Raw genomic sequence first — 23,316 nt, 5'->3', positions numbered from 1 at the left:
GTTTCATCGGCCGCCGGTGCCGTGATCGATCGTGGATGTGCCTTGAAAGGCGCGCACCGCATCGATGAGCCGCGTGCGCTCGAATTCGGGATGCAGCCGATAGCGCACCAGGTGCTCGCCCACGAAAAGAAGCGTCACCGAGAGCGGGGTCAGCACGTTCGCGAGCAGCGACCAAGCCGAAAAAGGCAGGGTCATGTACACGACGATGGACGACACCACCACCAGAGCGAAGTAAACGGTCCAGATGCGGGTGAGCTGCGTGGTGTAGGCCAGCATGTGGCCTTTGAGCGGATGCACGCGCTGCGCGAACTGCGTGATCAGCGGAAGCCCCGGCCCGCGCAGCGAAGCGCCGAACCAGCCGCACAGCAGGCCGTTGATGGCCACGTGCTGGAATACATAGAGTCGGTTGGTGTCTCCCGCTTCACCCAGGAACACGAGCGCGAAGCCAGCAATGCCGAGCAGCATGGCCGCAATGAACCCCAGGCGGCCGAACTTGCTGGCGGCAAAGCCCATGGCGGCAAGCCATAGCGGGCCGAGCAGGACCACCACAGCCCACGGCTCCGTGGGGTGGAACAGCATCATCCAGTGAGAGAGGCCGGCATAGGCCACTCCCACCAGCAGCAGGAGCGCCAGTCGCCATCGTGACATGGGATCAGGAAGCGCTGCGATGCTGGGCGACGTGGGTCGCGAGCGTGCGCAGCGACTGGAAGATCTGTTGGTTGCGCTCGTCGTCCGAGCGCAGCTGGAAGCCGTAGCGCCGGGACACTTCGAGCGCCACTTCGAGGATGTCGATCGAGTCGAGGCCAAGGCCTTCGCCGTACAGCGGATCGGTCGGCACGATGTCTTCGGGCGCGACTTCGAGATTGAGCGCGTTCACAAGCAGGACGGCCAATTCTTTTTCAATCGGCGACTGTTCAGGTGAATCGCCAACGGCGGGAATGGGGGGCTGAGCAGTCGATGACAAGAAAACCTCCTGAAACTTTTTCGGTTACTACCTCGGGGGTCGTGGATTATAGGAGGGCCGCTTGATTAGACTGCCCGCTTCGATACGACCCGGAGCCCCCCATGGCCGACCCCCTTCTCATCGCACGCCACGACACCATCGAGTGCGCCCTGCTCCCCAGCCTGGCAAACCGCCACGGCCTGATCACCGGCGCCACCGGCACCGGAAAGACGGTCACCCTGCAGACCATGGCCGAGAAGCTTTCGAGCATCGGCGTGCCGGTGTTCATGGCCGATGTGAAGGGCGACCTGACCGGCATGAGCCAGAAAGGCGCCATCGGCGAAAAGATGGCGGCCACGCTGAAGGAACGCGGCATCGATCTGCCCGAATCGGCCGCTTGCCCGGTCACCCTGTGGGACGTGTTCGGCGAACAAGGCCATCCGGTGCGCGCCACCGTTTCCGACATGGGCCCCCTGCTCCTGGGCCGCATGCTGGACGTGAACGAAACCCAGGCCGGCGTGCTGAATCTTGTGTTCAAGATCGCCGACGACAACGGCCTGCTGCTGCTCGACCTGAAGGACCTGCGCGCCATGCTGCAGTATGTGGGCGAGAACGGGAGCCAGTTCACCACCGAGTACGGCAACATCAGCGCCGCCAGCGTCGGCGCCATCCAGCGCGGCCTGCTGCAGATCGAAACCCAGGGCGGCGACAAGTTTTTCGGCGAGCCGATGCTCAACATCGCCGACTTCATGCAGACCGTGGGCGGCAAGGGCGTGATCAACATCCTGGCCGCCGACAAGCTCATGAATTCGCCGCGGCTCTATGCAACCTTCCTGCTCTGGATGCTGTCCGAGCTGTTCGAGCAGCTGCCTGAAATCGGCGACCCCGACCAGCCCAAGCTGGCATTCTTCTTCGACGAGGCCCACCTGCTGTTCAACGAGGCGCCCAAGGCCCTGGTCGAGCGCATCGAACTCGTGGTGCGGCTGGTGCGCTCCAAGGGCGTGGGCGTCTATTTCGTGACGCAGAACCCGCTCGACATTCCGGATTCGGTGCTGGCCCAGCTCGGCAACCGCGTCCAGCACGCGCTGCGCGCTTTCACCCCGCGCGACCAGAAGGCCGTGAAAGCCACCGCCACCACCATGCGGCAGAAGCCGGGCCTGGACATTGAAACGGCCATCACCGAGCTCGCCGTAGGTGAAGCACTGGTGAGCTTTCTCGACGCCAAGGGTCGCCCGAGCGTGACCGAGCGCGTGTACGTGGTGCCGCCCGGCAGCCAGATCGGCCCCATCACACCAGCGCAGCGCCAGGCGGTGATGGCCAATTCGCTCGTTGCGGGCGTGTACGAGAAGACGGTGGACCGCGAATCGGCCTACGAAAAGCTCAAGAACCGGACCGAAACCGCACCCGATGCGCCAGTGGCCAAGCCGGGGGCCAAGGATGCGACCGAATCGTCCGGAGCCAGCAGCATGCTGAATGACCTGCTCTTCGGCAGCACCGGCCCACGCGGCGGCAAGCGCGACGGCCTGGTCCAGACCATGGCCAAGTCGGCGGTGCGCACCATGGGCACTTCGGTCGGCAAGGAGATCTTGCGCGGCGTGCTGGGCGGGATCTTCGGGGCCAAGAAGCGCTGAGCCGGCTCGGCCCAGCCTGGATTACCAGCGCAAAAGGCGCGGCCCGAGCACAGCCCCCACCAGCACCGGCAGCGCGATGCCGCTGACGTACCAGACCGCCAAAAATGGCGCCGTCAACTCCACGCAGTGCAGCGCATAAACGGCCGCACCCACGCCCCCGGCCAGCCCGCCGGCAGCCGCGCCGGCCCATGCCGGCCGCGTGGGTGCCAGGCTTTTCAACGCCAGCAGCGCGGCCGCAAAAACGGGCAGCGCCATGAGCCCGATGCTGAGTGCGCAAACGCGCCACGACTCGCCCATGAGTAGAGGCATGCGCTCCTGTGGCGGTGCATTGAACCAGGCCATGGCCGCCAGCACCCACACCACAAGAAGCGGCACCGCGGCGCCGAGCCAGGCGCGCCGCACCTGCACGCCGGGGCGCGCGAGGCGCTGCACCATCACGAAGGCGGCCGCTGCAATGCACAGCGGAAACAGCACCTTGACCCAGAACATCGGCCAGAACATGGCCTGCACCAGATCACGGCGCACGCCGTATTCGGTGAGCATGATGGCGAATGACAAAGGCAGCCCTGCCAGCAGCGCCAAAGCGAGTCGGCGCCCCGCGGCACGGCGCGGCACGGCCGTGGGGCCGCTGGCCAGCATCGCGACGAGCTCGTCGGTTTTCATGAGGTCTTGCCTCCCATTCGTGCTGCGAGCGCCTTCAGGCCACGATGGATGCCCACCTTCACGGCCGACTCGGACATGCCGGTCAGGCTGGCGGTCTCGGCCACCGAAAGGCCTTCGAGCTTCACGTGCACGATCGGCAGGCGCTGGCGCTCGGGCAGCGTCTGCAGCAGACCGCCCAGGTCGCGGCGCGCGTCGCTGGCATCGGTGGCCGATTCGGCGAACACCGCCAGGTCGTCGTCCAGCGGGTCATGCAACGCTTCGCGCGCGGACTTGGCGCGCAGCAGATCGATCATCTTGTAGCGCGCAATCGCATGCACCCAGGCCGTCAACGGCTGGTCGCTCTGGTAGGTGTGGCGCTGGTTGTGCATGGCGAGCAGGCATTCCTGGACAAGGTCTTCCACTTCATCGGGCCAGCCGAACAGGCGCTTGCCCAGAAAAGCGCGCAGGTGCGCGCTGAGTTTTTGCAGGAACTCGCGATAGGCCGCTGCGTCGCCGTCCAGGCCGCGCAGGAACAGGCTCCGCAGCGCCGCTTCGGCGTCGCTCATTCGCGCCCTGCTGTCCACTGTGTTTCGTACCATCGGACCGGCTGGTTACAGCCCTTTCGAAAAAAGATTCCGCCGGATTGTGCCGTGCCCGGTCGCGGCACCACGTTCCGCGGTCGGCTAAGCTCGGCCGAACCCATGCAAGGAGCGCCCATGCAAGCTGCCACTTCGTGTCTCTCGGGCCGTGAACAGCGCCCAACCAGGGCCTGAAGCCGATGCTGTCCGGGCTCGCTTCGAACCCCTGGGCCTATCCGGCACTGGAAGTGGTGCACATCGTCGGCATTGCGCTGCTGTTCGGCGGCCTCCTGGTGTTCGAACTGCGCGTGCTCGGCCTCGGCCGCGAGCTTTCGGCGCCGCAACTGGCCCGCCTGACACTGCTGCCGGCATTGGTCGGCTTCGGCCTGTGCGCCGCTACCGGCCTCACCATGTTTTCGACTCAGCCCGGTGAACTGCTGGCCAACAACGCGTTTCGGGTGAAGCTGCTGCTGATCGGCCTGGCGGGCGCCAACGCCATCTGGTTTCACGTTCGGGGCGGCCCCGCCGCCACTGGCAGGGTGGCCAAGGCGCAATGCCTTTTGTCGTTGGGGTTTTGGCTCGCTGTCATCATTTGCGGGCGCTGGATTGCCTACATCTAAGCCAAGGTTCTAAGCCAAGGAGACCGAGATGATTCAGAGACGACGCTTGTTGGTTGCCGGTTCGCTGGGCCTGGCCCTTCCTGCCTGGGCGCACCATGGGTGGAGCAGCTTCGACCAGGACCGCCCGCTCTATCTGGAGGGGCGTGCGACCAAGGTCATGTGGCGCAACCCGCATGGTGAGCTGGAACTCGAACTGCCCGAGAACCCGACCCTGCCGGCCGATCTGAAGCAGCGTGCGTTGCCCAAGCAAAGCGCGACAGTCGATGGCCCCGGTCTGCTGGCCAAGGCGCAGCTGCCGACGCGCCGCGACCGCAAGTGGACTATCGAACTGGCGCCGCTCACGCGACTGCAGGCCTGGGGATTGGACGAAATCAAGCCCGGCACGCAGGTCGCAGCGCTGGGCTTCACGTTCACCGGCGAAAAAGGCGACCCCGTGCTGCGCGCCGAATACCTGTTCGTCGGCGGCAAGGTCTACGGCCTGCGCTCTTCGCCGGCCTGAGCAGCACTCTGGCTGCGGCGGACTTGCCACGGCCCGGCAGCAATGACGACCTTCGCGCCCTGCTTGCCAGCCGCGCGAGTGATCGGTACATTGCATTTTTTGAGGGCCTCCAATGTCCGCAGATAGCACAGTGACCTCTTCGGTGATCCCAGCGACTCCGGCAACTCCTGTCGTCTCCCCCCTTCCCCCGCTCCATCCTTCGTCGTCGACCGGCCACATCCGGCTGACCTCCCATGCCGGAGGTTTTGGCGCCCTGCCTATCCGATGGGGAGCGGCCACGGCCACGGAGCGCGGACCCGTGGTGGGCACCACCACGAAGCGGGCGCATCGCAACGTGATCGGCACGCACAGCGGGTCCTACAGCGTGTACCGCGCACTGGCCGTGGCGGCCGGCGCCCTCAAGCGCGAACACAAGGCCGACCTGACCAACACCGCGCCAACGGACGTGATCGGCCCTTACCCGCAATGGAGCGAACCCGGGCGCATCGTCTCGCTCGACCCCTGGGGCGCGTTGGTGGCCGATGTGTTCTCCGCCGAGCTGGCGGCGGGCTACGACATTCGCCCGACCATCGCGATCACCAAGGCGCATGTGATCCTGCCCGAGGTGATCGAGGCGCTGCAAAGTGGTCGCCTCAAGGCCGACGGCCACTTTCTGACCGCCGGCGGCGCCGCCATGGTGACCAAGGCCGCCATCGAGCCCGTGTGGTACCTGCCCGAGGTGGCGCGGCGCTTCGGCTGCTCCGAGACCGACCTGCGCCGCACGCTCTTCGAAGAGACCGGCGGCATGTACCCCGAGCTCGTCACGCGCTCCGACCTGGAGGTGTTCCTGCCGCCGATCGGCGGGCAGACGCTCTACATCTTCGGCAACCCGCGCGACCTGGCCAACCCGGAGGTAGAGCTCACCGCGCGCATCCACGACGAGTGCAACGGCTCCGACGTGTTCGGCTCCGACATCTGCACCTGCCGCCCCTACCTCACGCACGCCATCGAAGAGTGCATCCAGGGCGCGCAGCGCGGCGGCGTCGGCCTCATCGCCTACTCGCGCAAGGAAGGCCGCGCGCTCGGCGAGGTGACCAAGTTCCTGGTCTACAACGCACGCAAGCGCCAGCTCGGCGGCGACACGGCCGACCAGTATTTCGCGCGCACCGAGTGCGTGGCCGGCGTGCAGGACATGCGCTTTCAGGAGCTGATGCCAGACGTCTTCCACTGGCTCGGCATCAAGAAGATCCATCGGCTCGTGTCGATGAGCAACATGAAGTTCGACGCCATCACCGGCTCTGGCATCGAGATCGGCGAGCGCGTGAACATTCCGGACGAACTGATTCCGGCCGACGCCCGCGTCGAGATGGACGCCAAGATGGCGGCCGGCTATTTCACGCCCGGCCCGGTGCCGGACGCCGAGGAACTCAAGAAGGCCAAGGGCCGGGGATTGAGCGAATGAGCGGCAACAAGGAAAACATCAGCAACTACCTGCCCGTTGATGGCTCCGGCAACCTGCCGCCGGGCAGCGCAGGGGACGTCGATCCGGCCATCGAGTTTGCGCCGGACACCAGCCACCCCGCGGGCGCCGCCTCCGTGCTGCGCACCACGGCCGCGATCCGCGAGCGCGCGGCCGCGCTGCTGGCGCGCGCGCGCCGGGGCGAGTCGCAGTGGTTCCGCATCGGCGGTGCCGACGCGCTGGACGACGCGTCGCGCACGGTGGCCGAGGTCACGCGCGAGCGCTACCCCTGGGACACCATTCCGTATCACAGCCGCTGGCGCCACTTCGAGGCCGGCGGCGTCGACCGGCTGAAGCAGCTCGACCAGCTGCTCGGCAAGCGCATCGATGCACGGCAGCGCGCCCGCGCTCACATCGATCTGGTGCTGGTGAGCGTGCTGCTCGATGCCGGCGCGGGGCCCGACTGGCACTACACCGAGCCTGCCTCGGGCGAGCGCTTCACCCGCTCCGAAGGACTGGCGGTCGCGAGCTTCCATGCCTTCACCAGCGGCCTGTTCTCGTCTGACCCCGACCATCCACTGCAGGTGGACGCGGCCGGCTTGCGCGGCCTCGTGACCGACAGGCTCGGCGACGCCTTCCAAGTCAGCGACGTCAACCCGCTGGTGGGCCTGCCCGGCCGCACCGTGCTGCTGCGCCGGCTCGGCGAAGCCATGAGCGAGCAACCCGAAACCTTTGGCGACGACGGCCGCCCCGCCGGCATGTTCGACGCGCTGGTCGCGCCGTTCGGCGCCGCCGCGCCGCCCACGGCCGAGATCACGGCACACCAGATTTTGTCGCTGTTGCTCGAAACGCTCTCGGGCATCTGGCCCTCCGCCAATGCGATAGACAGCATTGCGGCAGACGGCAGCGACGCCACGGGCGGCATCGGCTGGAGCGACCCGGCCCTTGCGCTCGGCGACTGCTGGCGCCATAGCGCGGTGCGCGGCCCCGGCCTCACCAACGGCTGGATGCCGTTTCACAAGCTGTCGCAATGGCTCACCTATTCGCTGCTCGAACCGTTTGAATGGGCGGGCGTGAAGGTGCGCCATCTCGATGCACTCACCGCCCTGCCCGAATACCGCAACGGCGGCCTCCTGCTCGACAGCGGCGTGATCGTGCCGAAGGACCCGGCTTTCCTTTCGCGCACCTGGAAAGCCGGCGACGAGTTCATCGTCGAATGGCGCGCGCTCACCGTGGCGCTGCTCGACGAGCTGGCGCCGCACGTGCGCAAGATGCTCGACCGCACCGAGCAGGAACTGCCGCTGGCCTGCGTGCTCGAGGGCGGCACCTGGGCCGCCGGCCGCGTCTTGGCACAACGCTTGCGTGACGGAGCGCCACCGCTCCTGATCGAAAGCGACGGCACCGTCTTTTAGACTCCCTGCATCAGCAACGGCAGAAATAAAAATCCAATGAGCAACGTCCATCTCCTCGACCATCCCCTCGTCCAGCACAAGCTCACGCTGATGCGCCGCAAGGATGCATCCACCAACAGCTTTCGCCGGCTCCTGAACGAAATCAGCATGCTCATGGCCTACGAGGTCACGCGCGACATGCCGATGCAGGACATCGAAGTGGAGACGCCGCTCGAAACCATGCAGGCCAAGGTCATCGACGGAAAGAAGCTGGTGCTGGTGTCCATCCTGCGTGCGGGCACCGGCATCCTCGACGGCATGCTGACCGTGGTGCCGGGCGCGCGCGTCGGCCACATCGGCCTGTACCGCGACCCCAAGACGCTCACGGCCGTCGAGTACTACTTCAAGATGCCGGGCGAAATGGAGAACCGCGACGTGATCGTGGTCGACCCGATGCTGGCCACCGGCAATTCGGCCGTGGCCGCGGTCGAGCGCCTGAAGGAGCTCAACCCCAAGTCGATCAAGTTCGTCTGCCTGCTCACCTGCCCCGAAGGCATCGCGACCATGCAGAAAGCGCACCCCGACGTGCCGATCTACACCGCCGCGATCGACCGGGAGCTGAACAGCCATGGGTACATCCTGCCGGGCCTCGGCGACGCGGGCGACCGCATCTTCGGCACGAAATGAACCCACCCCCGTCCCTCGCTCACTTCGTGTAGCTCGACTCCCCCCTCAAGGGGGCAACACCAGCGGCCCGGCAAAGCCGGTTCCGCGGTGTTTCTGGAAGAGGCACGGGGAGCGCGGTCGAGAATTTTTTATACCGAGGAGAAGCACCGTGACAGCACGCCGTCAGTTGATCATTCGTTCGGTCGCCATTGCCGCGGCAGCGCTTGCGGCGGGCGCGCCCGGCCTTGCGCTCGCACAGGCCAAGCTCAAGGTGGCGGCGGTGTACACCGTGCCCTTCGAACAGCAATGGGTGGGCCGCATCCACAAGGCGCTCAAGGCGGCCGAGGCGCGCGGCGAGATCGAATACAAGGCCACCGAGAACGTCAGCAACGCCGACTACGAACGCGTGATGCGCGAGTACGCCACGGGCGGCAACCAGCTGATTCTCGGCGAAGTGTTCGGCGTGGAAGCGGCGGCGCGCAAGGTCGCGAAAGACTTTCCGAAGGTCGCCTTCCTGATGGGCTCGTCGCTCAAGCCTCAGGCGCCCAACTTCAGCGTGTTCGACAACTACATCCAGGAGCCGGCGTATCTCTCCGGCATGGTGGCCGGCGGCATGACCAAGACCAATCGCATCGGCATGGTCGGCGGCTTCCCCATTCCTGAAGTGAATCGGCTCATGAATGCCTTCATGGCCGGCGCGAAGGAAACCAACCCCAAGGTCGAGTTCAGCGTGAGCTTCATCAACAGCTGGTTCGACCCGCCCAAGGCCAAGGAAGCGGCTTTCGCGATGATCGATAAAGGCGCCGACGTGATGTATGCCGAGCGCTTCGGCGTCTCCGATGCGGCCAAGGAAAAAGGCAAGCTCGCCATCGGCAACGTGATCGACACGCAGGCGCAATACCCTGACACGGTGGTGGCCTCGGCCCTGTGGAACTTCGAGCCCTCGGCCGACCGCGCGATCAAGCTCGTGAAGGAAGGCAAGTTCACGGCCGAGGACTACGGCGTCTACTCGACCATGAAGCACAAGGGCTCGGAGCTCGCGCCGCTCGGCACCTTCGAGAAGAAGGTTCCCGCCGACATCGTCGCCAAGGTAAAGGCAAGGCAGGCCGACATTTTGGCCGGCAAGTTCACGGTGAAGGTCGACGACTCGCAACCCAAGTCAACAGCGAAGTGAGGAAGCCGACGATGATGCGCTGGCGCTCTCTTCTAGCGGCCGGCGTGCTGGCCCTCGGTCTTTCCGGTTGTGCCGGCGTCTACAAGACCGGTAGCGCCGACACTCGCAACGTCCGGCTGGACGACGCGCCGCGCATTGCCGTGATCTCGGCTTTCCAGCCCGAACTCACGCTGCTGCTGAACCGCCTGCAGGGAGCGGCAAAGCACAGCGTCAACGGCGTCGAGTTCACCACCGGCACGCTCGAAGGCAAGCCGGTCGTGCTGTTCCTCTCGGGCATCAGCATGACCAATGCGACGATGAACACGCAGGTGGTGCTCGACCGGTTTCGCATCACCAATATCGTCTTCAGCGGTATCGCGGGCGGTGTGAATCCACAGCTGCACGTCGGCGACGTCACGGTGCCGGCGCAATGGGGTCAGTACCTCGAAGTGCTGATGGCGCGCGAAACCGCGCCGGGCAAATACGCCGCGCCGCCCTTTATCAAGGATGCCACGCTGCCCAATTTCGGCATGATGCATCCGCGCCCGGTCGAAGTGCGCTCGGCGGCGCATCCGCAGATCGTGCGCAAGTTCTGGTTCGAGGCCGATCCGAAGATGCTGGACGTCGCGCGCAGCATTCGCAATGTCGACCTGGCGAACTGCAGTGCCGGCAAGTGCCTGGCGCGCAAGCCCCAGCTGGTGGTCGGCGGCAACGGCGTCTCCGGCCAGGCCTTCATGGACAACAAGGCGTATCGCGAATACACCTTCAAGACTTTCCAGGCCAACGTGCTCGACATGGAGACCGCGGCCGTGGGCATGGTGGCCTACAGCAACGGCGTGCCCTACATCGCCTTCCGTTCCCTCAGCGACCTTGCGGGCGGCGGAGACGGCGAGAACGAGATGGGCACCTTCATGGGCATTGCGGCGGACAACTCGGCCAAGGTCATGCTGGCGTTCCTGGCTGCATGGAAGTGATCCCGCTTTCACTCCCTCCCCTCCCGGGGGAGGGTCGGGGTGGGGGCAGGCGGCCTTCGATCGATCACCCTGGCGTTGCGGGCGCTGCTTGCCCCCATCCCAGCCTTCCCCCAGAGGGGGAAGGAGCAAGATATTCATGAGCAACGCCACCGTTCTGCGTCTTCAGGGCATCACCAAGCGCTTCGGCTCTCTCGTTGCGAACGACGGCATCTCGCTCGACCTGCAAGCAGGCGAAGTGCTCGCGCTGCTGGGCGAGAACGGCGCGGGCAAGTCGACCTTGATGTCGATCCTGTTCGGCCACTACGTCGCCGACGAGGGCAGCATCGAGGTGTTCGGTGCGCCGTTGCCTGCCGGCAATCCCAAGGCCGCACTGGCCGCTGGTGTAGGCATGGTGCACCAACACTTCACGCTGGCCGACAACCTCAGCGTGCTCGACAACGTGATCATGGGCACCGAGCCGTTGTGGCGCGTGTTCTCGCGCCGCGCGGCGGCACGCGCCCGCCTGCTCGAAGTGGCGCTACGCTTCGGCCTGCCGGTGGAGCCCGACGCGATGATCGGCAGCCTGTCGGTTGGCGAGCGGCAGCGAGTGGAGATCCTCAAGGCGCTGTACCGCGGCGCGCGCATCCTGATCCTCGACGAGCCGACCGCCGTGCTGACGCCGCAGGAAAGCGAAGCGCTGTTTGCCACGCTCGCGCAGATGGTGGCGCAGGGCCTGTCGGTGATCTTCATCAGCCACAAGCTTGGCGAGGTGCTGCGCGTGTCGCAGCGCATTGCCGTGTTGCGCGGCGGCAAGCTCGTGGCCGAGGCGCGCACGGCCGAGACCACGCAGGCGCAGCTGGCGCTCTGGATGGTCGGGCATGCGGTCGACGCCCCGCAGCGCCGGCCGGCCAAGTCGGTGGGCGATGCCGTCTGCGTGCTCGACCACGTGAGCACCGCATCGGCCAAGGACGGCGGGCAGGACCATTCGAGCGCCCTCCGCGAGGTGTCGCTGACGCTGCGCGCCGGCGAGATCACCGCCATCGCGGGCGTTTCGGGCAACGGCCAGGTGGCGCTGGCCGAGCTGCTGTGCGGCACGCGCCGTGCCACCTCGGGCACGGCCCAGCTGATGGGCCGCGCGCTGCCGCCCTCGCCTGCCCGGCTGGTGCAGCGCGGTGTGGCGCGCATTCCCGAAGACCGTCATGCCGTCGGCGTGGTCGGCGACCTGCCGGTGTGGGAGAACGCGGTGTCGGAGCGGCTGCGCAGCCCTGTGTTCTCGCGCTGGTCGTGGGTCGTTCGGCGCGCGGCCGCGCGGCTTCATGCCAGGCGCATCGAAAAAGCATTCGACGTGCGCGGCGCCGGCCTGATGGCGCCGGCCCGCTCGCTCTCCGGCGGGAACATGCAGAAGCTGATCCTGGGGCGGGCGCTGCTCGCGCCCGAGCAGGCCGAAGACGCCGACAACAAGAAATACCCGACGCGCGCGCCGCGCCTGATCGTCGCGCACCAGCCGACCTGGGGCCTCGACATCGGCGCCGTGGCCTATGTGCAGCAGCAGCTGATCGCCGCGCGCGATGCTGGCGCGGCGGTGCTGGTGATTTCCGACGATCTCGACGAAGTGCTCGCGCTCGGCGATCGCGTCGCGGTGATGCACGGCGGGCATCTGGGCGAAGCACGGCCGGCCGCGGCCTGGACGCGCGAAGCCATCGGGCTGGCGATGGCCGGCGCGACGCAGCAGCAGCCAGGCGCAGGAGCCTTGCAATGATGCGTCTCGAACGGCGCCACGAAACCTCGCGCGCCGCGCTGATGCTGGCGCCGATTGGGGCTGTGGCGTTCACCATGCTCGTAAGCGCGCTGCTCGTGCTCTGGGCCGGCGCACCGGTCGGACGCACCTACGCGCTGCTGTTGCAGGGCGGCTTCGGCTCGGTGTTCGCATGGAGCGAGACGCTGACGCGCGCGGTACCGCTGATCCTCACCGGGCTGGCCGCGACGGTCGCCTTCAAGGCACGCCTTTTCAACATCGGCGCCGAGGGGCAGCTGTTCGCCGGCGCCCTTGCCGCCGTGGCCGTGGGCGGCATGCACGGCGGCACCGGCTTCGAGCTCGCGCCCTGGCTGCTGTTCCCGCTGATGATGCTGGCCGCGGCCCTCGCTGGTGCCCTGCTGCTGCTGGGCCCGGCACTCATGAAGAACAAGCTCGGCGTGGACGAGGTGGTGACCACGCTGTTGATCAACTTCATCGTGCTGCTCGGAGTCTCCGCGCTGCTCGACGGGCCGATGAAAGACCCGACCGCCATGGGCTGGCCGCAGAGCGTGTCGCTGCAGCCGGACCTCGAACTCGGCAAGCTCATCGCGCAGACGCGCATACACACCGGGCTCGTCTGGGCCGTGTCGCTGGCGGTGATGGTGTGGGCGATCTTCAAGTACACGGTGCTGGGTTTCGACATTCGCGCCATGGGCGCAAATGCGCGCGCCGCGGCCTTTGCCGGCGTGCCGGTCACGCGCACGGTGGTGTTGGTGGCGCTGCTCTCGGGCGCGCTGGCCGGGCTCGCTGGCGCCATCGAAGTGGCAGGCCGCACGAGCTACGTCACACTCGACATGTCGCCAGGCTATGGCTACACCGGCATCGTGATCGCGATGCTCGCGGGCCTGCATCCGCTGGGCGTGATCGCCGCGGGCGTGTTCGTGGCCGGTGTGCTGGTCGGCGCGGACACCATGAGCCGTGCCGTGGGCGTGCCGACCTACATTGCCGACGTGATCGTGGCGGCCTCGCTGATCGCGGTGCTGGTGGCGACCTTGCTGACGCAATACCGGGTGCGGATGAAATGACTCCGCTCTCCTCTTCGGTCTTGCTCCTTCCCCCGCTGGGGGAAGGCTGGGATGGGCGCATCGGCTTTCATAACGAGCGCCGCTTGCCCCCACCCCAACCCTCCCCCGGAAGGGGAGGGAGAAATTCGCCATGACGGATTTATTGGACATCCTCGCCAACCCGGCCTTCTGGGTCGCGGTGCTCCGCATCGCCACGCCGCTCATCCTGGGCACGCTCGGCGTGCTGCTGTGCGAGCGCGCGGGCGTGCTCAACCTGGGCATCGAGGGGATCATGGTCGCAGGCGCCTTCACCGGATGGCTCGCGGTGTATGCCGGTGCGCCGCTGTGGGTCGGCGTCGGCGTGGCTGCGCTCACGGGCATGGTGTTCGGACTGTTGCACGCCTTTCTCACCGTGGGCCTCGCGCTTTCGCAGCACGTGTCGGGGCTGGGCATCACGCTCTTGGCCACTGCGCTCAGCTACTTCGGCTACCGCGTGAGCTTTCCGAAGGTGAACACGCCGCCGACCATCGCACCCTTCGCGCCGATGGAGTGGCTGCCGGTGCCGATATTGAATGCACAGACATCGCTCACCCTGTTCGCGCTGCTACTGGTGCCGGCCATCGCCTGGGTGCTGTACCGCACGCCGCTCGGGCTCGCGTTGCGCATGGTGGGCGAGAACCCGCAGGCGGCCGAGAGCCAGGGCGTATCGGTCGCGGCCACGCGCACCGGCGCCATCGTGGCCGGCTCGGCGTTGATGGGCGTGGCGGGCTCGTTCCTCACGCTTTCCGCCTTCAATGCCTTCTTCTTCAACATGGTGAACGGCCGGGGTTGGATCTGCGTGGCCCTGGTTGTGTTCGCTTCATGGCGGCCGGGCAAGGCCCTGCTGGGCGCGCTGCTGTTCGCGTTTTTCGACGCACTGCAGCTGCGGCTGCAACAATCGGGCGATGCGGTGCTCCCCTACCAGATCTACCTGATGCTGCCCTACCTGTTGTCGATCCTCGCGCTGGTGCTGGTGGCGCGCAAGGCGAGCTATCCGCAGGCGCTGATGAAGCCTTATCGCAAGGGGGAACGCTGATGCGCAAGCCGGCCACGATGTACGCGGGCCTGCTCATGGCATTGTGTTGCGCGGCCGTGCACGCGCTGGGCATCGACCAGCCCTACGAGCGCTTCAAGACGCCTGACGCGGTCGACTGGGTGCAGCTGTGCGGCACGTGGGGCAAGGACCACAAGGGCACCTACCGCGTGATCCATGCTGAGCAGGACGCGCAGTCTTTCCTGTACGTGCAATGGATGGGCCGCGACGCCGCTGGCAACCTGCATGCCGAGCACACTGTGGCGATTGCCGAGCTCGACAACGACCACGCTGAAATTGCGCTCAGCGACCTCACCTGCCGCGCCACACCGCGGGGCATCGTGGTATCGGCCAAGGCCGATTCGAGCCACGACGACAAGCTGCGCCGCGTGATGATCGAGATCGGACCTGCGCCGGGGCAATACCGGTATCGGGCGCAACACACGCGCTAAGCCAAATCTCGGTCGGCTCCCCTTTCATGGACGAGAAGAAAACGCTACTCGCCAAAAATTCTTCATCACGCCTGATACCGCGCGCATCGGCGCGGTCACACGCCACGAGTGCGACGCCTGCAATGAGACAACGCGACGCTCCATTTGCGCAATACAGATTGCGGATTCCTTCAGCCTCTGATTCAGTTCGGTTTTCTCCAGCGTCAGTTGCGCAGTACGGGTGGTTGCTTCATCCCGCTCCCGTTGCAGTGCGGTTTTGCCCGAGGTCAATTGCTCGGCATGAATTCGAGCCTTTTCCAGCTCCCGTTTCAACGCCGCTTTTTCCAAGGTCAGTTGCTCGGCATGAATCACCGTCTTGTCCAGCTGGCGCTTCAATGCGGTTCTGTCGAGCACCGCATGGCTGGGGAATGCAATGCCCGGCGGCTTTGCGCCGGATTCCGGCAGGCATTTCACAGCGTCATCAGAAGTCAGTTCCTTGCCAATGCGAACCCTCGAAGGCACCGCAATGCGCTCATGCGCACGCAGGGCCGATGCGCGCTCGACCTTGCTCCCAAGGACTGAATGCAACGACTCATAGAGATAGTTTGGGTCGTCAACCAAACGCGGAAAATCAAGCAGCACGACCGGAATACTTCGCTTCACGAGCGCGTGCAGAAGTTCATGAAAGCCAAGCGCAAGAAGACGCGCCTGATCGATGGGGTTGAGTGAATAGACGATTCCGCCCGCCGTCGTTCCCCAGGACTCCCATTGCTTGCAATCGTCGGGCATCGTCGGGTTGCCGTAACGTGCGCGCAGCTCGTTGATGGAACGGCTGGTTGCCGCTTCGACGATGCTTCGCATTGGAATAATGACCGCATCCACCACGATCTCTCGATCGGCCAGCAGGCGCTCCACGTACTCGTACAACCAGGGCGACTTGACGACGTAGGGGGCATCGGCATTGCCTAGAAGCAAGTCTTCCAGCCCCGCGTTGGCATCCTCGTCGTAGCCAGGATGCTGATTGCGGGCAAGATGAGTATCCAGGCCGCATTCGGCAAGGTATTGCACCAGGAATGTCGTGCCAGCACGGCCCGTCCCTGCGATGAGCAGATGATTTTTCATTTTCTTCTGTCCCTCATACGCCACTCGCGGAAAGCTGACATCAGAGTGCTCGTTGCATGAGCGACTTCGCAGTCCGAGGTATCGATGACCAAGTCGGGCTGAAGGGGCGGCTCGTAGGCGTCTGAAATGCCCGTGAATTTGGTCACCTCGCCCCGGCGCGCACGCGCGTACAGACCTTTGACATCACGCCGTTCGCAAGTCGCGAGAGGGGCACTTACATAGACTTCATGAAAAGCCGCGCCGATGATGTTCTGCGCCAAGACACGGAGTTCACGCATCGGAGATACGGCGGCCACGATGACCACGAGCCCCTGGTCACTCAGCAAGCGGGCGACTTCCGCAATTCTTCGGATGTTCTCGCGGCGATCTGCCTGGCCAAACCCCAGCCCTTGGCTCAGGCCGCGACGAACGTCATCTCCGTCAAGGATGGCGACCGGAACACCGTCGGCCATTGCACGCAGACGCAGATTTTTGGCGATCGTGGATTTCCCGGCGCCTGAAAGTCCTGTCAGCCAAATAACGCACGGGCCGCCACTGCGCTGCATTTGTGGCGATATCGGATCGCGATCAATCCTCATGACTTTCGGCCTTTGGACAAGCTTGGTATATCGGAGCATGAGAGGATAGGCAGCACCTTCTTGCGCTTTGTCTCCGCAGCGCAAAGTTTTCTGATATGAAAATTAGGCTCTATCTCGGACCCACTGGAAACACCGCGACGCAGGTCATCCAATGCTGAATCTACTCGTCACCAACGCCACCCTCCCCGACGGCCGCACCGGCATGTCGATTGCCGTCGAGGGAGGCCGTATCGCCGAAGTCACCCAAGGCCTCGTCGCCCCTGCCCACGAAACGCTCGACGCGCAAGGCCTGCTCGTCGCGCCTCACTTCGTCGATCCGCACTTCCACATGGACGCCACGCTGAGCTACGGCCTGCCGCGGGTCAACGAAAGCGGCACGCTGCTCGAAGGCATCGCGCTGTGGGGCGAACTGAAGCCGCTGCTCACGGCAGAAGCGCTGATCGAGCGTGCGCTGGCGTATTGCGACTGGGCCGTGGCCAAGGGGCTGTTGGCCGTTCGCTCTCACGTGGACACCAGCGACCCGAGCCTGCTCGCGGTCGATGCGCTGCTCGAAGTCAAGCGGCAGGTGGCGCCCTACCTCGACCTGCAGCTGGTCGCCTTTCCGCAGGACGGCGTGCTGCGCTCCCCCGGCGGCGTCGACAACCTGAAACGCGCGCTCGACAAGGGCGTGGACGTGGTCGGGGGCATTCCGCATTTCGAGCGAACCATGGCCGACGGCGCAGCCAGCGTGAAGCTGCTGATGGAGCTTGCGGCCGAGCGCAGCAAGCTGGTCGACATGCACTGCGACGAGTCGGACGATCCGCTCTCACGCCATATCGAAACGCTGGCCTTCGAGGCTCAGCGCTTGGGCATGCAGGGCCGCGTGGCGGGCTCGCACTGCACGTCGATGCACTCGATGGACAACTACTACGTGAGCAAGCTGCTGCCCCTGATTGCCGAGAGCGGCGTCGGCGTGGTGTCGAACCCGCTCATCAACATCACGCTGCAGGGCCGCCACGACACCTACCCCAAGCGCCGCGGCATGACGCGCGTGCCGGAGCTGATGGCCGCCGGCGTGAACGTCGCCTTCGGCCACGACTGCGTGATGGATCCTTGGTACGGTATGGGCTCGGGTGACATGCTCGAAGTGGCGCACATGGGCCTGCACGTGGCGCAGATGACGAGCCAGGCCGGCATCCGCCAGTGCTTCGAGGCCGTGACAACGAATGCCGCGCGCGTGATGCACCTTGAAGGCTATGGCCTGGAGGCGGGCTGCGACGCGAGCTTCGTGCTGCTACAGGCGCGCGACCCGGTGGAGGCGATCCGCCTGCGCGCCACGCGGCTCAAGGTGTTCCGCAAGGGCCGGCTGCTCGCGGAAACGCCCGCTGCCACGGCCGCGCTGCATCTGCCGGATCGTGCGCAGGCCACGAGTTGGATGATCCAAAAGCCCTAGCTGGGCGTGACGTTCGACGCAAATCAGGCCTCAGGCGCAATGGCCTCGGCGTACTCGTAGAGCGCACCCAAAATCTCTTCGCCGCGCTCGTCCGCGGTTTCGGACAAGGCATCGACCTCGCTGAACAGCATTTCGATGGTGCGGGCCCCGCCCTCACCCTTGAAGAGCCGCGCGGCGCGCAGCGCCTCCCAACGCTCCGCTTCGTCCGGGCTGAGCAACTCGGGCCAGTTGCGTGCGCGGTAGCGAAAGAGCAGTTCCTCCAGCCGCCCGTCGTCGAAACCAGTGCGGTCCTTGGCAAGCTCTTCGGGCGGCAGCCCTCGCAGCTGGTTCAGCCGCCGCCGGTCGCCATTGCCTACAAAGCCGCCGTACAGGTCTTCATCGACGTCGGGCGTGGCCTCCTTGGGACGGGCATACACCTGCGACCAGATGGCGCTCATGTCGGGCAGGTCGCGTGCGATGGCCGCGTGACGCATGGCCGCATCGAGATCGACGTTCCAGCGCTCGGCCATGGCCGGCGCGAGCGTGCGAAGGTTGCCCACCACCATCGGCGACTTGTTCAGGTGAATGCCCTTCACCGGCAGTCGGACCACGCCTTCGGGAAGGTCGGCGGTGCGCGTGAAGAGGCGCAGGCGCAGGGTCTCGATGTCGATGTCGCGCAGCTCGCTCGGGTCGTGGGCCAGATCCCAGGCGATCAACTCGTTCTTGTTGGTCGGGTGGCTCGCGAGCGGCCACATCACGCTCAAGCAGCCGCGCTCGACCGGGAACATGCCCGACACGTGCAGGAAGGGCTTGGCTGTTTCACGCATGGCCGGCAAGCCCAGCTCACTGGCGACGCGGTCCTTCTTGTGCAGGCCGAAGGCAAACTCGAACAGCTTGGGCTGCCGATCGCGAATCAGCCGGGCCAGTGCGATGGTGGCGCGCACGTCGGAGAGCGCATCGTGCGCCGACTCATGCAGCAGGCCGTTGGCGCGCGCCAGGTCTTCGAGCTTGAAGCTGGGCTTGCCGTCCTCCTTTTTCGGCCACTCGATGCCGTCTGGGCGCAGCGCATAGGTGAGGCGCACCACGTCGAGCAAGTCCCAGCGGCCGCAGTCGTTCTGCCATTCACGCGCATACGGATCGATGAGATTGCGCCAGAACAGGAAGCGCGTCACCTCGTCGTCGAAGCGAATGGTGTTGTAGCCCACGCCAATGGTGCCCGGCTGCGAGAAGGCCTTCTCGATTTGCGCGGCAAAGGCGTGCTCGGGGATGCCTCGCTCGAGACACAGCTGGGGCGTGATGCCGGTGATCAGGCAGGCCTCGGGGCTGGGCAGGTAGTCGGGCGCCGGCTTGCAATAGATCATCAGCGGCTCGCCGATTTCGTTCAGCTCTGCGTCGGTGCGGATCGCGGCAAACTGCGAGGGCCGGTCGCGGCGCGGCACGGCGCCGAAGGTTTCGTAGTCGTGCCAGAGAAAGGTGTGGTTCATTCAGAGCAAGGGAGAAAGCAATCGTGCAATCGCGTCGCCAAGGCGGCGCCAGAAACTCTGCGGCCGGTGGGCGCGCACCGCGCCGGAGCTGTGGAGGTCGGTTTCGAACTGCGCGGCCAGCGGGCGCGCCAACTCGGGGCCGTAAACCACCGCGCTCACCTCGAAATTGAGCCGGAAGCTGCGGTTGTCGAAATTCGCGGTACCGATCATCGCGCAATGGTCGTCGACCACCAAGGTCTTGGAGTGCAGCATGCGGGCCTTGTACTCCCACACTTTCACTCCGGCCGCAATCAGCTCGTCGAAATAGGATCGCGCGGCGGCGCTCACAATGGCCGAATCGCTGCGGCGCGGTACCAGGAGGCGCACGTCCACGCCGCGCAGCGCAGCGCTGGTAAGCGCCATAAGGGCGGGCTCGCCGGGCACGAAGTACGGCGTGGTGAGCCACGCGCGTTCGCTCGCTGAATGAATGGCCTCCACGTGCATGCGGTGGATGGGCTCCAGCGCGTTGTCCGGTCCGCTGGTCACAATCTGCACCGGAATGTTGCCAGCCTCCACCTGCGGCAGCATGGCGTCCATCAGGGGGTCCATGTTCCGCAGGTCTTCGCCGGTGGCGTAGGCCCAGTCCTCGAGAAAGGTCGTCTGCAGCCAGCGCACAGCACTGCCTTCAATGCGAAGGTGCACGTCGTGGTACGCGTCAGGACGGGTGCGCTTGTCTTCCTCGTCAGTGATGTTGACGCCGCCGGTGAAACCGACGCGGCCGTCGCACACCACGATCTTTCGGTGGGTGCGGTAGTTGGTCACTGGCCGCAGGCGGCGGCCGATGCGAGTGTCGTGGAAAAGCGCGACCTGCACGCCCGCAGCTAGAAGGGGCGCCATGAACTTGCGGCCGATGCGCTTGGAACCGAGCGCATCGAGCAGGAGGCGCACGGCCACGCCCTGCCCCGCACGCTCCACCAGCAGGTCGCGCAGCGCAGTGCCGATCCTGTCGGGCTCGAAGATGTAGTACTCGAGGTGGATGTGGTCGCGCGCCGCGCGCACCGCCTCAAAAATCGCGTCGAAGGTCCGCGCACCGCCCGAGAGCAACTCCACGCCCGTCGCACTGGAAACCGGCAGCCCGCACGCGGCGGTGCCGAGCCGCGCCATCTGCTGCAGCGCCGGCGGCGCGTTCTGCGCCGCGTCCCGCAGCCGCGCAAGTTCGGGCTGCGTGTGGGCCTTGGCGCGGCTGCGCAGGCGCTTGACCCGCTGCTTTCGCAAGCGCTGCGGCCCCAGGAAGTAATAGACGATGAAGCCCGCAAACGGCAGCAGCGCCAGCGACAGGATCCAGCTCATGGTGGACACCGGCGCACGCTTCTGCATCACGATCCAGACCGACAGCACGGCGATATAGCCGCTCCAGGCCAAAGAGAGGCCGGTTTTCCATTCCTGGCTGAGCTCGGGAAGAATCAAGGTGTGCGGTACAGGTAGCTTCCGGCAAAAAAAAGCCGGCAGCGAATGCTACCGGCCTTTTTGGTACTGCCAGAAATACCGCGGAACCGGCTTGGCCGGCCCCGCTTTATCCTGCAGCAGCCTCTTCGGCTTCGGGCTTGGACTTGCCTTCCTTCTTCGGCAGCGGCTGGATGTCCAGCTGCACTTCGCCCTTGTCGTCGATGTCGACCGACAGGCGGCCCCCATCGATCAGGCGACCGAACAACAGCTCGTCGGCCAGCGCACGACGGATCGTGTCCTGGATCAGGCGCTGCATCGGGCGGGCGCCCATCAGCGGATCGAAGCCCTTCTTGGCCAGATGCTTGCGCAAGCCGTCGCTGAACGTGACGTCGACCTTCTTCTCGGCCAGCTGCGTTTCGAGCTGGAGCAGGAACTTGTCGACCACGCGCAGGATGATCTGCTCGTCCAGCGCCTTGAAGCTCACGGTCGCGTCCAGGCGGTTGCGGAACTCCGGCGTGAACAGGCGCTTGATGTCGGCCATTTCGTCACCCGCCTGGCGCGGGTTGGTGAAGCCGATGGTCGCCTTGTTCATGGTCTCGGCACCCGCATTGGTGGTCATCACGATGATCACGTTGCGGAAGTCGGCCTTGCGTCCGTTGTTGTCCGTCAGGGTGCCGTGGTCCATGACCTGCAGCAGCACGTTGAAGATGTCAGGATGCGCCTTCTCGATCTCGTCGAGCAGCAGCACCGCGTGCGGCTTCTTCGTGATGGCTTCGGTCAGGAGGCCGCCCTGGTCGAACCCGACGTAGCCCGGAGGCGCGCCGATCAACCGGCTCACCGCATGGCGCTCCATGTACTCCGACATGTCGAAGCGGATCAGCTCGATGCCCATGATGTAGGCGAGCTGCTTGGCCGCTTCGGTCTTGCCGACGCCGGTGGGGCCGCTGAACAGGAACGAGCCAATCGGCTTGTCTTCGCGGCCGAGACCTGAACGCGCCATCTTGACCGCGGACGCCAGCACTTCGAGTGCCTTGTCCTGGCCGAACACGACGCTCTTCAGGTCGCGCTCGATGGTCTGCAACTTGCCGCGGTCGTCGTTGCTGACGTTGGCCGGGGGAATACGCGCGATCTTCGCGACGATGTCCTCGACCTCGGTCTTGCTGATGGTCTTTTTGCGCTTGTTCGCGGGCAGGATGCGCTGGGCGGCACCGGCCTCGTCAATCACGTCGATCGCCTTGTCGGGCAGATGGCGGTCGTTGATGTACTTGGCGCTCAGCTCGGCCGCAGCCTGCAGGGCCGCCACCGCGTACTTCACGCCATGGTGCTCTTCGAAGCGCGACTTCAGGCCCTTCAGGATGTCGACGGTTTCCTGCACCGTCGGCTCGACCACGTCGACCTTCTGGAAGCGACGCGACAGGGCCGCATCCTTCTCAAAGATGCCGCGGTACTCGGTAAAGGTGGTGGCACCGATGCACTTGAGCTGGCCGCTGGAGAGCGCCGGCTTGAGCAGATTCGACGCATCGAGCGTGCCGCCCGAGGCCGCGCCCGCACCGATGAGGGTGTGGATCTCGTCGATGAACAGGATGGCGTTCGGCTTGTCCTTGAGCGACTTGAGCACGCCCTTCAGGCGCTGCTCGAAATCACCGCGGTACTTGGTGCCGGCCAGGAGCGCGCCCATATCGAGCGAGTAGACCTGCGCCTCGGCCAGGATTTCCGGCACGTCGGACTGCGTGATGCGCCATGCAAGGCCTTCGGCAATGGCCGTCTTGCCCACGCCGGCCTCACCCACCAGGAGCGGGTTGTTCTTGCGCCGACGGCACAGGATCTGGATGACGCGCTCGACCTCGTATTCGCGGCCGATCAGCGGATCGATCTTGCCGTCCTTGGCGAGCTGGTTGAGGTTTTGTGTGAACTGCTCGAGAGGCGAAGCCTTCTCGTTCTTTTCGCCGCCGCCCTCTTCGCCCTCGCCCGAAGACGATTCGCTGCTGCCCTTGACGGCTTCAGGCGGATCGCTCTTCTTGATGCCGTGGGCAATGAAGTTCACCACGTCGAGGCGCGTCACGCCTTGCTGGTGGAGGTAGTACACCGCGTGCGAGTCCTTCTCGCCGAAGATCGCGACCAGCACGTTCGCGCCAGTGACTTCCTTCTTGCCGTTGCCGGTGGACTGCACATGCATGATGGCGCGCTGGATCACGCGCTGGAAACCCAGCGTCGGCTGGGTGTCTACATCGTCGGTACCCGCCACCTGGGGCGTGTTGTCCTTGATGAAGTTGGTGAGCGACGCCCGCAGGTCGTCGACGTTGGCCGAGCAGGCACGCAGAACTTCCGCGGCGCTCGGGTTGTCCAGCAAAGCGAGCAACAGATGCTCCACGGTGATGAACTCGTGGCGCTGCTGCCTGGCCTCGACGAAGGCCATGTGCAAGCTGACTTCCAGTTCCTGGGCAATCATGTGATTTCCTTTTGCCTTGCTGTAAATAACT

The 23,316-nt window shown here is 65.6% G+C and carries 22 protein-coding genes; 13 read left to right on the top strand and 9 right to left on the bottom strand.

Annotated elements, in window-relative coordinates; translation table 11 throughout:
* Nucleotides 1-3: 3 nt before the first annotated feature.
* Together J2X92_RS16595 and J2X92_RS16590 are read right to left on the bottom strand one after the other, a co-directional pair.
* Nucleotides 4-648: a hypothetical protein gene (locus tag J2X92_RS16595; protein WP_307577040.1), complete on the bottom strand. Its 645-nt coding sequence runs from the start codon at nt 646-648 to the stop codon at nt 4-6.
* A gap of 4 nt (nt 649-652) precedes the next feature.
* Complete coding sequence (locus J2X92_RS16590) at nt 653-964, bottom strand: phosphopantetheine-binding protein (RefSeq protein WP_055796895.1); 312 nt, start codon at nt 962-964, stop codon at nt 653-655.
* 101 nt (nt 965-1,065) lie between these two features.
* Here J2X92_RS16590 and J2X92_RS16585 point away from each other — a divergent pair, with 101 nt between their 5' ends.
* Nucleotides 1,066-2,574: a helicase HerA-like domain-containing protein gene (locus tag J2X92_RS16585; RefSeq protein ID WP_307577039.1), complete on the top strand. Its 1,509-nt coding sequence runs from the start codon at nt 1,066-1,068 to the stop codon at nt 2,572-2,574.
* 21 nt (nt 2,575-2,595) lie between these two features.
* Here the strand turns inward: J2X92_RS16585 and J2X92_RS16580 are convergent, their stop codons facing one another.
* Nucleotides 2,596-3,237 (bottom strand): DUF1109 domain-containing protein, encoded by a 642-nt coding sequence (locus J2X92_RS16580; protein ID WP_307577038.1) that lies wholly within the window; start codon nt 3,235-3,237, stop codon nt 2,596-2,598.
* Nucleotides 3,234-3,815, bottom strand: coding sequence for a sigma-70 family RNA polymerase sigma factor (locus J2X92_RS16575; RefSeq protein ID WP_307577037.1), 582 nt, complete (start codon nt 3,813-3,815; stop codon nt 3,234-3,236). The genes J2X92_RS16580 and J2X92_RS16575 overlap by 4 nt, the downstream gene beginning before the upstream one ends.
* A gap of 179 nt (nt 3,816-3,994) precedes the next feature.
* On the opposite strand from J2X92_RS16575, the gene J2X92_RS16570 reads away from it, so the two are divergent.
* The 11 genes from J2X92_RS16570 to J2X92_RS16520 all read left to right on the top strand — a co-directional run bounded on the left by J2X92_RS16570 (nt 3,995) and on the right by J2X92_RS16520 (nt 14,837).
* Nucleotides 3,995-4,414 (top strand): hypothetical protein, encoded by a 420-nt coding sequence (locus J2X92_RS16570; RefSeq protein ID WP_307577036.1) that lies wholly within the window; start codon nt 3,995-3,997, stop codon nt 4,412-4,414.
* Between the two features lie 31 nt (nt 4,415-4,445).
* Nucleotides 4,446-4,913 carry a DUF6152 family protein gene (locus tag J2X92_RS16565; RefSeq protein WP_370878374.1) on the top strand — a complete coding sequence of 156 codons (468 nt, stop codon included), beginning with the start codon at nt 4,446-4,448 and terminating at the stop codon, nt 4,911-4,913.
* A gap of 112 nt (nt 4,914-5,025) precedes the next feature.
* The gene (locus J2X92_RS16560; protein ID WP_307577034.1) at nt 5,026-6,354 is read left to right on the top strand and encodes a GTP cyclohydrolase II; all 1,329 of its coding nucleotides are present in this window, start codon (nt 5,026-5,028) and stop codon (nt 6,352-6,354) included.
* Nucleotides 6,351-7,763, top strand: a complete 1,413-nt coding sequence (locus J2X92_RS16555) for a URC4/urg3 family protein (protein ID WP_307577033.1) — start codon at nt 6,351-6,353, stop codon at nt 7,761-7,763. Before J2X92_RS16560 ends, J2X92_RS16555 begins: the two co-directional genes overlap by 4 nt.
* 36 nt (nt 7,764-7,799) lie before the next feature.
* Nucleotides 7,800-8,429, top strand: a complete 630-nt coding sequence (gene upp, locus J2X92_RS16550; protein ID WP_055796873.1) for a uracil phosphoribosyltransferase — start codon at nt 7,800-7,802, stop codon at nt 8,427-8,429.
* A 148-nt stretch (nt 8,430-8,577) separates the two neighbouring features.
* The gene (locus tag J2X92_RS16545; RefSeq protein WP_307577032.1) at nt 8,578-9,582 is read left to right on the top strand and encodes a BMP family protein; all 1,005 of its coding nucleotides are present in this window, start codon (nt 8,578-8,580) and stop codon (nt 9,580-9,582) included.
* Nucleotides 9,583-9,593: 11 nt separating this feature from the next.
* Nucleotides 9,594-10,535: a 5'-methylthioadenosine/S-adenosylhomocysteine nucleosidase gene (locus tag J2X92_RS16540; protein WP_444875716.1), complete on the top strand. Its 942-nt coding sequence runs from the start codon at nt 9,594-9,596 to the stop codon at nt 10,533-10,535.
* Between the two features lie 136 nt (nt 10,536-10,671).
* Nucleotides 10,672-12,273: an ABC transporter ATP-binding protein gene (locus J2X92_RS16535; protein WP_307577031.1), complete on the top strand. Its 1,602-nt coding sequence runs from the start codon at nt 10,672-10,674 to the stop codon at nt 12,271-12,273.
* Complete coding sequence (locus J2X92_RS16530) at nt 12,273-13,334, top strand: ABC transporter permease (protein WP_307577163.1); 1,062 nt, start codon at nt 12,273-12,275, stop codon at nt 13,332-13,334. The genes J2X92_RS16535 and J2X92_RS16530 overlap by 1 nt, the downstream gene beginning before the upstream one ends.
* A 130-nt stretch (nt 13,335-13,464) precedes the next feature.
* Nucleotides 13,465-14,388 (top strand): ABC transporter permease, encoded by a 924-nt coding sequence (locus J2X92_RS16525; protein WP_307577030.1) that lies wholly within the window; start codon nt 13,465-13,467, stop codon nt 14,386-14,388.
* On the top strand, nt 14,388-14,837 hold the full coding sequence (locus tag J2X92_RS16520; RefSeq protein WP_307577029.1) for a hypothetical protein: 450 nt from the start codon (nt 14,388-14,390) through the stop codon (nt 14,835-14,837). Before J2X92_RS16525 ends, J2X92_RS16520 begins: the two co-directional genes overlap by 1 nt.
* 24 nt (nt 14,838-14,861) lie before the next feature.
* Here J2X92_RS16520 and J2X92_RS16515 read toward each other — a convergent pair whose 3' ends face one another.
* Together J2X92_RS16515 and cysC are read right to left on the bottom strand one after the other, a co-directional pair.
* Nucleotides 14,862-15,938 (bottom strand): hypothetical protein, encoded by a 1,077-nt coding sequence (locus J2X92_RS16515; RefSeq protein ID WP_307577028.1) that lies wholly within the window; start codon nt 15,936-15,938, stop codon nt 14,862-14,864.
* A complete protein-coding gene (cysC, locus tag J2X92_RS16510) occupies nt 15,935-16,516 on the bottom strand; it encodes an adenylyl-sulfate kinase (RefSeq protein ID WP_307577027.1) in 582 nt (193 codons plus the stop codon). The genes J2X92_RS16515 and cysC overlap by 4 nt, the downstream gene beginning before the upstream one ends.
* Nucleotides 16,517-16,667: 151 nt before the next feature.
* Between cysC and J2X92_RS16505 the strand changes: the two genes are divergently transcribed.
* The gene (locus J2X92_RS16505; RefSeq protein WP_307577026.1) at nt 16,668-17,948 is read left to right on the top strand and encodes an amidohydrolase family protein; all 1,281 of its coding nucleotides are present in this window, start codon (nt 16,668-16,670) and stop codon (nt 17,946-17,948) included.
* Nucleotides 17,949-17,971: 23 nt separating this feature from the next.
* Here the strand turns inward: J2X92_RS16505 and sbcB are convergent, their stop codons facing one another.
* The 3 genes from sbcB to clpA all read right to left on the bottom strand — a co-directional run bounded on the left by sbcB (nt 17,972) and on the right by clpA (nt 23,285).
* On the bottom strand, nt 17,972-19,411 hold the full coding sequence (gene sbcB / locus J2X92_RS16500; protein WP_307577025.1) for an exodeoxyribonuclease I: 1,440 nt from the start codon (nt 19,409-19,411) through the stop codon (nt 17,972-17,974).
* Nucleotides 19,412-20,857, bottom strand: a complete 1,446-nt coding sequence (cls, locus tag J2X92_RS16495; protein WP_307577024.1) for a cardiolipin synthase — start codon at nt 20,855-20,857, stop codon at nt 19,412-19,414.
* A 106-nt stretch (nt 20,858-20,963) separates the two neighbouring features.
* Complete coding sequence (clpA, locus tag J2X92_RS16490) at nt 20,964-23,285, bottom strand: ATP-dependent Clp protease ATP-binding subunit ClpA (protein ID WP_307577023.1); 2,322 nt, start codon at nt 23,283-23,285, stop codon at nt 20,964-20,966.
* Nucleotides 23,286-23,316 lie beyond the last annotated feature (31 nt).

This window comes from Variovorax paradoxus (genome assembly GCF_030811855.1).
GTDB classification, from domain to species: domain Bacteria; phylum Pseudomonadota; class Gammaproteobacteria; order Burkholderiales; family Burkholderiaceae_C; genus Variovorax; species Variovorax paradoxus_L.
Note: the sequence above shows the minus strand (reverse complement) of the source record. Positions and strands in the feature narration are given on the sequence as shown.